Genomic DNA, 14,010 nt, shown 5'->3' with positions numbered 1-14,010 from the left:
CGACCCGAAGGGAGCGCTATGCGGACCGATGACGACAGCTGGGATATCGAATCGAGCGTCGGCGCCACGGCCCTCGGCGTCGCGGCAATGCGAGCCGCCGAGAGCCGCCGCCCGGACGCACTGTTCCACGACCCGTACGCCGAAGTGCTGGTGACCGCGGTCGGCTCGGAATCCTGGACGCGCATCGTGCGCGGCGAGATCCCCGATCTCGAGGAGGCCGCGATAGCGTCGATGGGCGCCATTATCTCGGCTCTGATCGCCCGCACCTGCTACCTCGACGCCTACTTCCAGGAGGCGGCGGCCGACGGCATCCGGCAGTTCGTCATCCCCGCCGCCGGCCTGGACGCCAGGGCCTACCGACTCGAATGGCCGATCGGCGCAACGGTTTTCGAGCTTGATCTGCCGAAGGTTCTGGAGTTCAAGGAGAGCGCGCTTACGGATTTCCCGCCCGCGGCGCAGCGCCGCGCGATCGCCGTGGATCTGCGCCAGGATTGGCCGGCGGCGTTGCGGGACAATGGATTCGATCCGTCCGTGCCGACCGCATGGCTGGTCGAAGGACTGTTGCGTTACCTCCCGGCGGCTGCCCAGGATCGGCTCTTCGACAACATCGTGGCGTCGAGCGCACCGGGCAGTCGTGTCGCGATCTACCGCTCGACCGGTTCCGCGCCGGACGCCAAGGCGTTGCAGGAGGCGCGATCCGGTGGGGTCGACGTGCAGGTCGATGTCGGCCAACTGTGGTACTCCGACGAGGGCCGCAGTGATCCCATCGCCTGGTTCGCCGAACACGGCTGGACGGTGTCGCGCGCCGATCCGGCCGAGGTGCTGCGCAGCCGGGGCCGGGAGGTATCCGACGTGGCCGCCGCCGGCTTGAAGACCCATACTTTGTTCACCGCCCGACAACCCGGAGGAGACAGCACACGATGACGCAGAGCGGCAGCACCAACGAAGGGGCGCTCTGGGGTGGACGTTTCACGTCCGGACCGGCCGCGGCAATGGCCGCGCTGAGCAAGTCGACCCAATTCGACTGGGCGCTGGCCCCCTACGACATTCGCGCGTCGAAGGCGCACGCGCGCGTGCTGCACAAGGCGGGACTGCTCTCGGAGAGCGACCTCGCCGCCATGCTGGGCGGACTGGATCGCCTTGCGGCAGACGTGGATTCGGGCGCGTTCGCCCCGGCCGAGGCCGATGAGGACGTGCACGGTGCGCTGGAGCGCGGGCTGATCGATCGGGTCGGCACCGAACTCGGCGGCCGGCTGCGGGCCGGGCGCTCCCGTAATGACCAGGTGGCCACGCTCTTTCGGATGTGGCTGCGCGACGCGGCCCGCCGGATCGCCGCCGGACTCCTCGATGTGGTCGACGCGCTGGTCGCTCAGGCCGCCGCGCATCCGGACGCCGTAATGCCCGGTAAGACGCATCTGCAGGCCGCACAGCCGGTGCTGCTCGCGCACCATCTGCTCGCCCACGCGCATCCTTTGCTGCGCGATATCGATCGGCTGCGCGACTTCGACAAGCGGGCGGCGGTGTCGCCCTACGGTTCCGGCGCATTGGCTGGATCCTCGCTCGGACTCGATCCGGAAGCCATCGCGGCCGAACTGGATTTCGCTGCCGCGGCGGCGAATTCGATCGATGCCACTTCCGCACGTGACTTCGCGGCCGAGGCGGCGTTCGTACTCGCCATGATCGGAGTCGACCTGAGCCGGATGGCCGAAGAGGTGATCATCTGGAGTACACCGGAATTCGGCTACCTCACCCTGGCCGACGCCTGGTCCACGGGCTCGTCGATCATGCCGCAGAAGAAGAATCCGGACGTCTCCGAGCTCACCCGCGGTAAGGCGGGCCGCCTCATCGGCAACCTGACCGGACTGCTGGCGACCCTCAAAGCCCAACCGCTGGCCTACAACCGGGACCTGCAGGAGGACAAGGAACCGCTGTTCGACTCGGTCGCCCAGCTCGAACTGCTACTCCCGGCCATCGCGGGCCTGGTCTCGACGCTCACCTTCCACACCGACCGCATGGCCGAACTCGCCCCCGCCGGTTTCACCCTCGCCACCGATATCGCCGAATGGCTTGTCCGGCAGGGTGTTCCGTTCCGCGTCGCGCACGAGGCCGCGGGTGCGTGCGTGCGCGCCGCCGAGGCGCGCGGCGTCGGCCTCGACGAACTGACCGACGAAGAATTCGCCACCATCGATTCGGCGCTGACCCCCGAGGTCCGCGAGGTCCTCACCGTCCAGGGCTCCATCGCATCCCGCAACGCCCGCGGCGGAACCGCAGCCGTCCAGGTCGCCGCGCAACTCGACGAGATCCGCAACGTAGTCGTCGAACTGCGCGCCCTCTTCGCGTAACCGCGTCTCGCCCAACGTTTGCCGCCCAACAAGGTGATCAAGATCAGGTGGAAACTGTGGCGGCATCGCCCGAGAAGCCCCCACCATCAGTGCCACCTGATCTTGATCCTCAGCGGCCCAACAGGTCCGCTACGTGTGTTAGGGGGGTGGTTAGGGCTGGGATTGTGTTCGGGTCGCGTAGTCGGCCTGGGCGGTAGGTGAGCAGGTCTTGGCCGACCAGGCTCCAGTCCGGCACGATTCCGGCCAGATGGGCATCGATCAGTGGCTTGCTTACCAGCCAGCGGGCGAAGTTCGGGTCGGCGGACTTGATCCGGAAACGGGCGTCGAATTCGGCGTTGCCGGTCGCGGTGGGTTTGTCGCCGAACAGCGCGCGGCCGAACTTCGACATGGCGCCGCGGCCGGTGACGGCGACGGACGGGAGTGGGCGATCCAGCACGACGACGACGGCGAGGTAGTGATGCGTCTGGGTCGATGTGGAATCACCGCTCGACGAGGTCGTCGTGTACGAGTGTTCCGCGACGGTCACCCAACGGCCGCCCACCATCCCGGACAAGGTCACGCCGAGAGCTCGGCGACCGCCACCGGGCAGGCGTGACACCCACTGCGCCCACGAGTGCTCCGCGTACGACCATCCGTGTCGAGCCGCCCATTGCCACAGCACCCCCTTGCGTCGACGCTCGGCACGAACCGCGAGGGGCAGTGCCACGGCGATCAGCATGATCGGCATCCCCATGACCAGCGCTAGCACGATCACCAGGACCGCCAAGGCCGCCCCATCCATCGGATCCCTCCCTCGATCGGCCCGTGCCGCGAACCGAAACGTTCGCGACGATTCTCAGCGCCGCCGAAAACGGCGGCCTGCGTGCCAGTCTGCGGTGGTGATCTTTCGATCCATCGGTGCAAACGCTTAAATGCCGCTCGGTTTACGCTGCGCCGATGACCCTGCTGTTGCTGGCGCTGGCCATCGCCTCCGAAATCACCGCGACCGTATCGCTGAAGATCTCCGACGGTTTCACCAAGCTCGTGCCCTCGATCATCGTGGTCATCGGCTACGGCGCGGCCTTCTTCTTCCTGTCCCAGGCGCTGAAGCGCGGCATACCGATCGGCGTTGCCTATGGCATCTGGTCGGCGGTGGGCGTCGCGGCCATCGCCGTCATCGGGGTCCTATTTCTCGACGAAAGACTTTCGTCGATCCAGGTCGGCGGCATCGCATTGGTGATTCTCGGCGTGCTGGCACTGGAACTCGGTGGTGCACACTGACATCCGCGCACCGATCTTGTCGGTGGGTCATTATTGAATGACGACTCATGAAGAGAGATTTCGTGGCAGGAACCTTCGCCGCGGATCGACCGGCGGTCGCGGCGGCGGTGCCGTTCGCGGGGCATGATCCGGCGGAAGCGTTGGCGGCGTGCGGGATCGAGCCGCCGGCGGCGTCGGTGGTCGAGCGAACGGTGCCCGGGGCGCCGGTGTGGATCGTGTCGACCGAGCCCGGATATCGGGCGGCTGTGGCTCGCCGTCGCACACGAGCCGGAGCTGACCGAGGACGCCGCGCTGCGACAGGCCATGGAGGCGTACTTGTACTGCTCGGATGCGGCCGAACAGGATCGCGATTCACTCGATGAACTCGCCGAATCCCCGCTGCGGCAGCTGTGGCGTTTCTGGTGGGACTGATCGGTCTCGTTGCGCCCTGCGCATTTTGCCGAATTCGTCCCATGGGAGGTGGCGGCGAACGTAGCATCGGCCGATGGATCGGACGTTTGCTCAACTGAGTCGACGCGGGTGACGGTATGGCATCGGATATCGGCGATGTAGTGCTCGAGGCCCAGGCGTTGGTGAAGCGCTACGGCGGTGTCGAGGCGTTGCGGGGAGCCAACTTTCAGGTCCGAGCCGGTGAGGTCGTCGCATTGATCGGCGATAACGGTGCGGGCAAGTCCACACTGGTGAAATGCCTTTCCGGTGCGGAACAACCGGATTCGGGGACCATTATGCTGGACGGTTCGGCAACGGTGCTCAGCACGCCGACCGCGGCACGCCGGCTCGGCGTCGAAACCGTCTACCAGGACCTCGCCGTCGCACCTGATCTGGATCCGGCCGCCAACCTCTTCCTCGGTCGGGAATTGATTCGCCGCGGGCTGGCGGGCCGGCTCGGCATGCTCGACAAACGGGCGATGCGGGCCCAGGCCGTCGAACACTTCCGACGCCTCGGCGTGACGCTGCAGAGTACCGATGTGCCGATCGGCGCACTGTCGGGCGGACAGCGTCAGAGTGTCGCCGTGGCTCGCGCGGTGCTGTGGGCGAGCAAGGTGGTCTTCATGGACGAACCGACCGCGGCCCTGGGCGTCGTGCAGCGCGAACGGGTGCTCGAGGTGATCCGCAATGTGCGTGACCAGGGCATTGCCGTCGTCCTGATCAGCCACAATATGCCCGAGGTGCTGGCCGTGGCCGACCGGATCGAAGTGCTGCGCCTCGGTAAGCGGGTGGCTCGATTCGCCGCCGCCGATGCGACGCTGGAGCAGTTGGTCGGCGCCATGACCGGAGCGCTCGCACCCGAGGACGCCGCATGACAAAAGCAGCCGTGGAGCCGAACGGCGGCCCCGATCTGCCGGAACGCACTGTACTGCAACGACTTCTGGGCGCGAGCACGCTGTGGATCGGTGTGGTGCTCGTCGTGCTGTGTGTGGTCTTCAGCATCATCCGCCCCGACGCCTTCCCGACCCGCTTCACCCTGCAGACCCTGCTGATCGAAACCTCGGTGCTGCTGGTCCTTTCGGTCGGCATGACCTTCGTGATCATCACCTCCGGCATCGACCTCTCGGTCGGCATGGTGCTGATCTTCGCCGGGGTGCTCGGCGCGAAAACGATGGAATTGCTGAGCCCCGATGAGAACGCCACCAACGCGGGATGGGGAATTATCGGTGTCGGCTTCTTGATTTCCATTGTGGGCGGTGGCATCTGGGGTTTGCTCAATGGAATTCTGGTGGCAAAGGCCAAGATTCCACCGCTGATCGTCACACTCGGGTCGTTCGGCGCGGCACTCGGTGCGGCACAACTGATCACCGGCGGTGTCGACACCAGGACCGTGCCCGACAAGCTGCGCAACTCCCTGGGTTTCGGAACATCACTGGGCGGTGTACCGAACCTGGTGCTGGTCGCGGCCGCGGTGACGGTGCTCGCCGCGTGGGTGCTGCACACCACCCGATTCGGCCGCTACACCTATGCGATCGGCTCCAATGAGGAGGCCGCGCGGCGCTCGGGCATCGCGGTCACCCGCCACCTCGTGCTGGTCTATCTGATGACCGGATTGCTCGCCGGACTGGCCGGATTCATGAATCTGGCCTACTTCGGAACCACCACCATCGGCGGACACGGCACGGACAATCTCGATGCCATCGCCGGCGTGGTCATCGGCGGGACGAGTCTTTTCGGCGGGATCGGCACCATTGTCGGCACGGTCATCGGCGTCTTCATACCGTCGGTGCTGCGCAAGGGTTTCGTCATCGCGGGGGTGCCGGTGTTCTGGCAGCCGATCGCGGTGAGCGCGGTTCTGGTCGGGGCGGTGTGGTTCGACCAACTGCGCCGCCGGGCTCGGGACCGTAAGTAGAGAGGTATGCAGTTACAACACTGCGCGATAAGAAAATAAGGCGGAGGTAGCCGAATGAGGGTGGCGAAGCGGACCGCGGCAATGATCGGCGCGATGGCGGCGGTCGGCGCGTTGGTGGTGGGATGTGGTGGCTCGGTGAGCAATTCCGGCGGCACGGACGCCAAGAAGTTGGTGCTGATTCCCGGTGTCGCCGACGAGCCGTTCTATATCTCCATGCAATGCGGCGCGCAGGACGAGGCGAGCAAACTCGGCTACCAGCTGGACACGCAGGCGCCGACGAAATTCGATGCGGGCGCGCAGACTCCGGTGCTGACCGGTGTGGTGGCCAATAAGCCCGGCGCCATCCTGATCGCCCCGACGCATGCCCAGGCCATGGCCAATCCGATCAAACAGGCCAAGGATGCCGGGATCAAAATCATCGAGGTCGATACCGCGCTGGACGACACCTCGATCGCACTGTCATCGATCGCGTCCGATAACAAGAAGGGCGGCGAACTCGCGGCACAGACACTGGCCAAGCTCATCGGCGACAAGGGGCCCGTACTGGTGATCAACACCAAGGCCGGAACCTCCACCACCGACGCGCGTGCGCAGGGCTTCGAAGACGCGGTGAAGGCCTACCCGGGCATCACTTCGCTCGGTGTGCAATACAACAATAACGAAGCGGCACAGGCGGCTTCGATCGTCACCGCGACGCTGGCCGCCCACCCCGACCTCGCCGGGATCTTCGCCACCAACCTCAGCTCGGCCGAGGGCGCGGCCACCGGATTGCGCAATGCCAATAAGCTGGGCCAGGTCAAGCTGGTCGGCTTCGATGCGAGTCCGAAACAGGTCGAGGATCTGAAAGCCGGTACCGTGCAGGCACTTATCGCACAGGATCCGGCCGGGATCGGCGCGAAGGGCGTCGACGAGGCCGCGGCCGCGCTGGAGGGTAAGCCGGTGACCCGCAATATCCAGACCGATATGGTCGCCATCACCCAGGCCGATATGGATGCCAACTCGAAGTATTTCTACAAGCGGAAGTGCTGACGAGGCGACGTCGGGTCCGGGCAATGCTCGGACCCGACGGCTCCTAGTCCTCCACCCGTACCGCGTAACCCGAATTCTCCAGTGCGGCAAGCACATCGTCGCGATGCGTCGGACCCCGGGTCTCCAAGGTCAGCGATACCTCGACCTCGTCGACGGCAAGCCGGCCACCGGTGCGCGAGTGCACCACATCCACCACGCTCGCGCCGGTCTTCCCGACGACCGCGAGCAATCCGCTCAACGCACCCGGCCGATCCGAAATAGTCACGCGCACAGCCAGATAGCGTCCAGCGGCACCGAGGCCGTGACCGATGATCCTGGTCAGCATCATCGGATCGATATTTCCGCCGGACAGGATCGCGCACACCGGCCCACGCAAGCCGAGTTCCGTCGGCTCGTAACTCATCAGCGCCGCCACTGCAGCGGCACCGGCGGGTTCGACGATCAACTTCGCCCGTTCCAGACACAGCAGCAGCGCCTTGGACAGCGCATCCTCATCCACTGTCACCACCGCGGGCACATGCGCCGCGACGTGCGCGAACGGCACCTCACCGGGCAGCCCGACCGCGATACCGTCGGCCATGGTCGACATCCGCGCCACCCGCACCGGCTTACCCGTGGCCAGCGAATCCGGCCATGCCGCCGCCTGCGCCGCCTGCACCCCGACCACCCGCACCTGCGGTGCGACATGATGCAGTGCGATGGCGACCCCGGCGAGTAGCCCGCCGCCGCCGGTCGGCACGATCACCGTCCCGACCTCGGGCATCTGTTCGATGATCTCCAAAGCCACCGTTGCCTGCCCGGCGACGATATCGGCGTGATCGAAGGGATGAATCAGCGTCGCACCGGTCCGTTCGGCGAAATCCAGTGCGGCATCCAGCGAGTCGTCGACGGTCTCACCGACCTGGCGCACCTCGGCGCCATACGCCTTGGTGGCCACCAATTTCGGCAGTGAAGCGCCCACCGGCATGAACACCGTCGAGCGAATCCCGAGCGACGCCGCGGCCCACGCCACTCCCTGCGCGTGATTGCCCGCACTGGCCGCCACCACACCGCGCGCCCGGTCTTCCGGCGGGAGGTTCGCGATCCGGAAATACGCCCCTCGCGGTTTGAACGATCCGGTCCGCTGCAGGTTCTCGCACTTCAGCCGCACTTCGGTTCCGGCACGTTCGGATAACACCCGTGACGCGACCATCGGCGTCCGCCGAATCACCGGCACCAATGCCGCCGCGGCCGCCTCGATCCGCTCCAGTCCCAGCAACTCCATGCGCCCATGTTGCCAGCCCAAACCGCGAATGCGCTCGACTTGGTCGAGAATCATCCGATGATTTCCCGGCGAAGCCAGCCCGCCTATCCGGCCTTCGCGAGATTGTGGGCAATCGCACCGAGCCGTGCCAGCCGGGCATCGCCCAACGGCGTCAGCTTCCCACCGAGCCGATTGGTGACGAAGGCCAGCGACATACCCGTGGCCGGATCGGCAAACGCCCCTGAGCCGCCGAGGCCGAAATGGCCGAAGGCGGAGATGGGTTCGGCCTTGGACGGCTTCATCGGCACACCGTGGTAACCCATCGCCCACGGAATGCGGAATGCCAGTACGTAATCGGGAGTGAAGACCTGACGCCGAGTAATCTGCTCGATGGTTTCCGGCCGCAGCAACTGGAAGCCGCCGAGCCGACCGTCGGTCGCGAGCGCGCTGTACATCCGCGCCAGGGCTCGCGCCGAGAAGACACCGTTGACGCCCGGCATCACCGAATCGTGCAGGCACGGATCGGAAACCATATCGGCGAACCCGCGCGGCGTGGTATCGGCGGCGGCCGCGAAACGAGTCCGGCCCATGAGCCGCGCACCGTTCTCCCAACTCATACCTGCGACGGTGAGTCGAGGAAAGTTCGTCGCGATGCGATCGCGCTCGGATTTCGGAACCTGGAACCAGAGCTCTTGCGCCGCAAGCGGTTGCGCGATTTCCGTGCGCAGCAGCTCGGTGAAGTCCGAACCGGAGACCCGTCGGATCAGCTCGGCAACCAGGTGCCCGAAGGAGATTCCGTGATAGCCGCTGGTCACCACGTGACGCGGATCGGGCGGGCAGGCCGCGAGCGCGGCGGTGACCTCGGCATCGTCGAAGAAACGTGTCACCGGCCCGGACAGCAGATCGCGCAACCGATGCAGACCCGCCCGGTGGGTGAGCATTTCCCGCACCGTGATGCGCTCCTTGCCCGCGGCCCCGAATTCGGGCCAGTAGGTGGCGACCGGCTCGTCGTAATCGAATAGTCCGCGCTCGGCCAAACGATGCGCCAGCGTCGAGACCACACCCTTGCCGGTGGAGTAGGCCATGGCCACGGTATCGGCGGCCCACGGCACGCCAGGATGGGCGAATCCGGCCCACACATCCACGACCGGTTCGCCGTGCTGATAGACCACCAGCGCGCCGCCGCCATCGCTGGGCCGACGGAACAGCCTGTCGAATTCGGCGACCAGGCGCACATAGCGACGATCCACCGACTGCGTTGTCGTAAGTGTCATCGGAATACCTCTGTCGTTCGACCAACCAACAGCATGGCATGACCGCGTTATGGCGCATCGAGATGTTGAAATTCCGACCACGAGACCAGTCGGTTCGGTGAACTTATCCTGACCGTCACATCCGCGACAGAGATCGCAATACGCCTCGCATAGCGTGGCCGTATGCCCCCGAGACGACGATCGGCGCTACTGGCCAGGTTGGTTGTCGACGAACCTGGCCGACCACAAGTGATCCTCGGCGAACTGCGCCGGGTAATCCTCGATGGTGCCGTCCCACCATGCACCGCGATCCCACTGCGCGAGGTCGCCGAATTATTCGGCGTCAGTCACATCCCGGTGCGGGAGGCGCTCAAAACATTGATCGGTGAGGGCCTGGTCACGCATCAGCCACACGGCGGGTACGCGGTGGCCCAGCTGACCGCCAATGAGCTGCGGGAAATGTATATCGTGCGGGAGACGCTGGAAACCGCCTCGCTCGCGGCTGCCGCCCGCAATGCCACCGACGCCGACCGCGCCCGCCTGCTCGAGGTGAATTCGTTACTGGAACAGGCGATTCGAGATGACGACCCGGTGGCATACCACCGCCAGTCGCGCCATTTTCATGTTGCGCTGACCAAGCCTTCGCGGATGTTCCGGCTGCTGCATATGCTCGAATCGGCGTGGAATGTCACCGAGCCGGTGCAGTCCATGGTGCATATCGGCCGCGGCGATCGGGTGCGCCTACACACCGATCACGCGCTGATGCTCGATGCGTTCATGACCCGGGACGTGGATCGCCTGCTGCTCATCGCCGAACGGCATCACCGCAGGTTGGAGACGGTAATCGCGACGCTGCCCACCGATACCGGACTGCTCGCGCCGGAAGATATATCTGTCGCGCAATAGCCGGGCAATAACTGCGCAACGGCAGGGCAATGCGTGGTTCCTACCGTCGTTTCGATCACAGTTTCACCCTTCGGATGGGAAACACCATGACCGAAACGCTCACCACCGCGGCCCCGCCCGTACCCGCGCCGCCTGCCTACGATCCACGGCTGACGAATGCGGATCTGGCCCCACTGCGCAAGCAGACCTGGGGTTCCTACAACATCTTCGCGTTCTGGATGTCGGACGTGCACAGCGTCGGCGGCTATGTCACCGCGGGCAGCCTGTTCGCACTCGGACTCGCCAGCTGGCAGGTGCTCGCGGCGCTGTTGATCGGCATCACGATCGTCTACTTCTTCTGCAATCTGGTCGCCAAGCCGAGCCAGGTGACCGGAGTGCCGTACCCGGTCATGTGCCGTAGCGCGTTCGGGGTGCTCGGCGCGAATATTCCGGCCATCATCCGTGGTTTGATCGCCGTCGCCTGGTACGGGATTCAGACCTTCCTCGCCTCGGCGGCACTGGATGTCGTACTGGTGAAACTATTTCCGAGCCTCGCGCCGTACGCGGTTGTGGACGACTACGGGTTCCTCGGTCTTTCGCTGCTCGGATGGGGCAGTTATCTGTTGCTGTGGGTCGTGCAGGCCGGCGTGTTCTGGCGTGGCATGGAATCGATTCGCAAGTTCATCGACTTCTGCGGTCCCGCTGTGTATGTCGTGATGTTCCTGCTCTGCGGCTACCTGATCGCCAAGGCGGGCTGGAGTGCCATCGACCTGAAGCTGGGCGCGGTGAAGTACACCGGTTGGGCCTCGCTGCCGGTCATGCTCGGTGCGATCGCGCTGGTAGTTTCCTACTTCTCGGGTCCGATGCTGAATTTCGGCGACTTCTCCCGCTACGGAAGGAGCTTCGCGGCGGTGCGGCGCGGCAACCTGCTCGGGCTGCCGGTCAACTTCCTGCTGTTCTCGCTGCTGGTGGTGATCACCGCATCGCTGACCGTCCCGGTCTACGGTGAGCTGATCACCGATCCCGTCGCGACCGTGGCCAGGATCGACAGCACCTTCGCGATCGTCCTCGGCGCGTTGACCTTCACCGTCGCCACCATCGGCATCAATATCGTGGCCAACTTCATTTCACCGGCCTTCGACTTCTCGCACGTGAGCCCGCAGCGGATCAGCTGGCGCGCGGGCGGCATGATCGCCGCGGTCGGCTCGGTGCTGATCACGCCGTGGAACCTCTACAACAATCCGGAGGTCATCCACTACACCCTGGAAGTGCTCGGCGCATTCATCGGCCCGCTGTTCGGTGTCCTGATCGCCGACTACTACCTGGTGCGCAAACAGCGGGTTGTCGTCGACGATCTGTTCACCCTGTCGCAGACCGGAAGCTATTGGTACAGCAAGGGTTACAACCCGGCCGCGATCATTGCCACCGCGGTCGGCGCGATCGTGGCGGTGATCCCGGTGTTCGCCAAGGATGTCACCGGCATGTACACCGCCGCGCAGTACAGCTGGTTCATCGGCTGCGGCCTCGGCTTCCTCACCTACTACCTGCTGGCCACCCGAACCCGGTTGGCAGTGCAGGGAGTCACCGCCTGATGCGCATCCGGGTCGTCAACCCGAACACCACCCGGGCGATGACCGACACGATCGAGCAGTGTGCCAAGTCCGTAGCGGGCCGGGGCACACTGCTCGACGCGGTCACCGCCGAAATGGGCCCCGCTTCGATCGAGAGTCACTACGACGAAGCACTCAGCGTCCCAGGCGTGCTCGCCGCCGTCCGACGCGGCGAACAGGAGGGGATCGACGGCTTCGTGATCGCCTGCTTCGGCGATCCGGGCTTGGATGCGGCCAGAGAATTGGCAAGTGGCCCGGTGCTGGGCATCGCGGAGGCGGCGATGCACACCGCGAGCCAGCTCGGCGGTGGCTTCAGCATCGTCACCACGCTGAGCCGAACGATCGGTCGAGCCGATGATCTGGTGCGGCGCTACGGCATGCGGCGCTTTTGCCGCGGCATCCACGCCTGCGAAGTCCCGGTGCTCGCACTGGAAGATCCGGATGCCCGCAAGATCGTCACCGAGGCATGTGGCGATGCGGTCGACGCCGACGGCTCCGATGCGATCGTCCTCGGTTGCGCGGGCATGGCCGACCTGTGCGACCACATTCGCGACGAGATCGGTGTACCGGTGATCGACGGTGTCACCGCGGCCACCCTGACGGTGCAGTCGCTGATCACCCTCGGCCTGCGTAAATCGGGTAGGGGAGAGTTCGCCGCGCCACCACCGAAGCCGTACAGCGGTCTGTTGCGTTCCTTCGGCTCGAATCCGTGAGCTGTCAGGCCGCCGAAGTCAAGGCGTCCATGGCCGCATCGGGATCGTCGACATCGACGACGAGACGGGTGAAGCCGGGACCGGCAAGGTCGATGAGGATGGCTTGACCACCGAATCTGGTGTCCCAGAACTCTTTTCGCCGCCTACCCCGGTAGGTGCCGGCCGCGATCACGCCGGGAAAGAAGGTGCCAGGGGCGCGGACCCACGGCGGACGCAGATCGACCGGGGCGGTGGTCACCTCTTTGATATCGGCCAGATCGAAGGTCACATGTTCGCGCAGGGCCAGCAGTCGGTGCCCACCGAGCACATGAATCGTCACCTTATCGTCCGTGACTTCGACTTCGACCATCGTGCACCTCGCTGAATTCGAGACCTCTTACTTGATCCAGGATCCGAGTCACTCCTGTTCGCACCCTGTGTCATGCCTGTGATTTCCCGAAGGCTTTGTGCGGTGTTACAAGGACCGTGCTTCTCAGGGGATACTTGCCGAAACGTAGATATGCGCATCAAGGCATGTAGCCCCGGACGGCACCGCGTGTGTCGGACCGAAAAGCAGCAAAGAGATGGGGATCTCTCTGCCCGCGCTGCATCCGTTTCTGCTGGTCCACCAGCCGCTCGAAGTTACCGATGGACTCGGCCGAGACAGCCACCCCCGGATCACCGCCGGAAATGATCAGTGGCTGCCTCGGCCTGGCTCACCGGCATAGCCCGAATCAACGGAAGGGCCTCGAATACCCCTCAGACGACCCGGACCGCTTCTTCCGCGATATCGAGCACACCGAGCAGCCACGGGGTGTAGTTCCCCGGATCGTCGGCGATCGCATCGCGCAGCGCCTCCGGTTGTATCCACGCGTAGTCGGCGACCTCTGCCGGATCCGGTCGCGGCGCTGCGGTCCGCAGCAACTCGGCATCGAGCCGCCCGATGAGCACATGATCCCATTCGTGCTCCACCCGACCGGTCGCGGAATCTTCGGCGTGATACCGGAAGATGCCGACCTCGGTCAGCGCGGTGGCCAACCCCAACTCCTCGGCCAACCGGACCGCGGCGGCCGCCGCCACCGGCTCACCCGGCGCGGGATGACCACAGGCGGAATTGGCCCACAGCAGCGGGAACCGCGTCTTCACCGCGGCACGCTGCTGCAGCAGCACCCGACCCGCATCGTCGTACAGCAGCACCGAGAACGCGCGGTGCAGCAGTCCAGGCGCGGTATGCGCTTGCGCTACCGGGCACGCACCGACCGCGTGCCCGGCTTCGTCGACGAGTTCGACGGATAGAGCTTCGCGGTCGGTGACGGGTTCGGCCAGTGTTTCGGTCACAGCTGCGCCTCGCCAGC

Annotated in this window: 15 protein-coding genes; 10 read left to right on the top strand and 5 right to left on the bottom strand. The window is 65.5% G+C overall.

The annotated features are described in order from the left end of the window. The first annotated feature begins 18 nt into the window (after positions 1–18). Together AB0L58_RS29780 and argH are read left to right on the top strand one after the other, a co-directional pair. A complete protein-coding gene (locus AB0L58_RS29780; RefSeq protein WP_364391609.1) occupies positions 19–924 on the top strand; it encodes a class I SAM-dependent methyltransferase in 906 nt (301 codons plus the stop codon). Further along, on the top strand, positions 921–2,342 hold the full coding sequence (gene argH, locus AB0L58_RS29775; RefSeq protein WP_364391607.1) for an argininosuccinate lyase: 1,422 nt from the start codon (positions 921–923) through the stop codon (positions 2,340–2,342). The genes AB0L58_RS29780 and argH overlap by 4 nt, the downstream gene beginning before the upstream one ends. A gap of 109 nt (positions 2,343–2,451) precedes the next feature. On the opposite strand, the gene AB0L58_RS29770 is transcribed toward argH, so the two are convergent. Continuing rightward, entirely contained in the window at positions 2,452–3,123 is a 672-nt protein-coding gene (locus AB0L58_RS29770) for a hypothetical protein (RefSeq protein WP_364391605.1), read from the bottom strand. 155 nt (positions 3,124–3,278) lie between these two features. On the opposite strand from AB0L58_RS29770, the gene AB0L58_RS29765 reads away from it, so the two are divergent. The 5 genes from AB0L58_RS29765 to AB0L58_RS29745 all read left to right on the top strand — a co-directional run bounded on the left by AB0L58_RS29765 (position 3,279) and on the right by AB0L58_RS29745 (position 6,972). After that, positions 3,279–3,602, top strand: a complete 324-nt coding sequence (locus tag AB0L58_RS29765; protein ID WP_364391603.1) for a multidrug efflux SMR transporter — start codon at positions 3,279–3,281, stop codon at positions 3,600–3,602. A gap of 123 nt (positions 3,603–3,725) precedes the next feature. Further along, on the top strand, positions 3,726–4,013 hold the full coding sequence (locus tag AB0L58_RS29760; protein ID WP_364391601.1) for a DUF4253 domain-containing protein: 288 nt from the start codon (positions 3,726–3,728) through the stop codon (positions 4,011–4,013). Positions 4,014–4,141: 128 nt separating this feature from the next. After that, on the top strand, positions 4,142–4,906 hold the full coding sequence (locus AB0L58_RS29755; RefSeq protein WP_364391921.1) for an ATP-binding cassette domain-containing protein: 765 nt from the start codon (positions 4,142–4,144) through the stop codon (positions 4,904–4,906). Beyond that, a complete protein-coding gene (locus AB0L58_RS29750; protein WP_364391599.1) occupies positions 4,903–5,943 on the top strand; it encodes an ABC transporter permease in 1,041 nt (346 codons plus the stop codon). The genes AB0L58_RS29755 and AB0L58_RS29750 overlap by 4 nt, the downstream gene beginning before the upstream one ends. Positions 5,944–5,997: 54 nt before the next feature. Next, positions 5,998–6,972, top strand: a complete 975-nt coding sequence (locus tag AB0L58_RS29745) for an ABC transporter substrate-binding protein (RefSeq protein ID WP_364391597.1) — start codon at positions 5,998–6,000, stop codon at positions 6,970–6,972. Between the two features lie 43 nt (positions 6,973–7,015). On the opposite strand, the gene ilvA is transcribed toward AB0L58_RS29745, so the two are convergent. Both ilvA and AB0L58_RS29735 read right to left on the bottom strand, forming a co-directional pair. After that, complete coding sequence (ilvA, locus tag AB0L58_RS29740) at positions 7,016–8,236, bottom strand: threonine ammonia-lyase (RefSeq protein ID WP_364391595.1); 1,221 nt, start codon at positions 8,234–8,236, stop codon at positions 7,016–7,018. 83 nt (positions 8,237–8,319) lie between these two features. Further along, entirely contained in the window at positions 8,320–9,489 is a 1,170-nt protein-coding gene (locus tag AB0L58_RS29735) for a serine hydrolase domain-containing protein (protein WP_364391593.1), read from the bottom strand. A gap of 162 nt (positions 9,490–9,651) precedes the next feature. On the opposite strand from AB0L58_RS29735, the gene AB0L58_RS29730 reads away from it, so the two are divergent. The 3 genes from AB0L58_RS29730 (at position 9,652) to AB0L58_RS29720 (ending at position 12,676) form a co-directional block, all read left to right on the top strand. Further along, the gene (locus AB0L58_RS29730; RefSeq protein ID WP_364391591.1) at positions 9,652–10,374 is read left to right on the top strand and encodes a GntR family transcriptional regulator; all 723 of its coding nucleotides are present in this window, start codon (positions 9,652–9,654) and stop codon (positions 10,372–10,374) included. Positions 10,375–10,460: 86 nt separating this feature from the next. Continuing rightward, positions 10,461–11,945 (top strand): NCS1 family nucleobase:cation symporter-1, encoded by a 1,485-nt coding sequence (locus AB0L58_RS29725; protein ID WP_364391589.1) that lies wholly within the window; start codon positions 10,461–10,463, stop codon positions 11,943–11,945. Continuing rightward, the gene (locus AB0L58_RS29720; RefSeq protein ID WP_364391587.1) at positions 11,945–12,676 is read left to right on the top strand and encodes an aspartate/glutamate racemase family protein; all 732 of its coding nucleotides are present in this window, start codon (positions 11,945–11,947) and stop codon (positions 12,674–12,676) included. The genes AB0L58_RS29725 and AB0L58_RS29720 overlap by 1 nt, the downstream gene beginning before the upstream one ends. Before the next feature lie 4 nt (positions 12,677–12,680). Here the strand turns inward: AB0L58_RS29720 and AB0L58_RS29715 are convergent, their stop codons facing one another. Then, entirely contained in the window at positions 12,681–13,025 is a 345-nt protein-coding gene (locus AB0L58_RS29715; protein ID WP_364391585.1) for a hypothetical protein, read from the bottom strand. Positions 13,026–13,414: 389 nt separating this feature from the next. Then, positions 13,415–13,993 (bottom strand): isopentenyl-diphosphate Delta-isomerase, encoded by a 579-nt coding sequence (gene idi / locus AB0L58_RS29710; protein ID WP_364391583.1) that lies wholly within the window; start codon positions 13,991–13,993, stop codon positions 13,415–13,417. Between the last annotated feature and the right edge of the window lie 17 nt (positions 13,994–14,010).

Origin of the sequence: Nocardia sp. NPDC052112, from assembly GCF_040680135.1 — a bacterium.
Taxonomy (GTDB): domain Bacteria; phylum Actinomycetota; class Actinomycetes; order Mycobacteriales; family Mycobacteriaceae; genus Nocardia.
Note: the sequence above shows the minus strand (reverse complement) of the source record. Positions and strands in the feature narration are given on the sequence as shown.

What these genes read in the sequence shown, in the direction of transcription:
- AB0L58_RS29780 (WP_364391609.1), top strand. Translation starts at nt 19, where the DNA reads ATGCGGACCGATGACGACAGCTGGGATATCGAATCGAGCGTCGGCGCC.
- argH (WP_364391607.1), top strand. Translation starts at nt 921, where the DNA reads ATGACGCAGAGCGGCAGCACCAACGAAGGGGCGCTCTGGGGTGGACGT.
- AB0L58_RS29770 (WP_364391605.1), bottom strand. Translation starts at nt 3,123, where the DNA reads ATGGATGGGGCGGCCTTGGCGGTCCTGGTGATCGTGCTAGCGCTGGTC.
- AB0L58_RS29765 (WP_364391603.1), top strand. Translation starts at nt 3,279, where the DNA reads ATGACCCTGCTGTTGCTGGCGCTGGCCATCGCCTCCGAAATCACCGCG.
- AB0L58_RS29760 (WP_364391601.1), top strand. Translation starts at nt 3,726, where the DNA reads ATGATCCGGCGGAAGCGTTGGCGGCGTGCGGGATCGAGCCGCCGGCGG.
- AB0L58_RS29750 (WP_364391599.1), top strand. Translation starts at nt 4,903, where the DNA reads ATGACAAAAGCAGCCGTGGAGCCGAACGGCGGCCCCGATCTGCCGGAA.
- AB0L58_RS29745 (WP_364391597.1), top strand. Translation starts at nt 5,998, where the DNA reads ATGAGGGTGGCGAAGCGGACCGCGGCAATGATCGGCGCGATGGCGGCG.
- ilvA (WP_364391595.1), bottom strand. Translation starts at nt 8,236, where the DNA reads ATGGAGTTGCTGGGACTGGAGCGGATCGAGGCGGCCGCGGCGGCATTG.
- AB0L58_RS29735 (WP_364391593.1), bottom strand. Translation starts at nt 9,489, where the DNA reads ATGACACTTACGACAACGCAGTCGGTGGATCGTCGCTATGTGCGCCTG.
- AB0L58_RS29730 (WP_364391591.1), top strand. Translation starts at nt 9,652, where the DNA reads ATGCCCCCGAGACGACGATCGGCGCTACTGGCCAGGTTGGTTGTCGAC.
- AB0L58_RS29725 (WP_364391589.1), top strand. Translation starts at nt 10,461, where the DNA reads ATGACCGAAACGCTCACCACCGCGGCCCCGCCCGTACCCGCGCCGCCT.
- AB0L58_RS29720 (WP_364391587.1), top strand. Translation starts at nt 11,945, where the DNA reads ATGCGCATCCGGGTCGTCAACCCGAACACCACCCGGGCGATGACCGAC.
- AB0L58_RS29715 (WP_364391585.1), bottom strand. Translation starts at nt 13,025, where the DNA reads ATGGTCGAAGTCGAAGTCACGGACGATAAGGTGACGATTCATGTGCTC.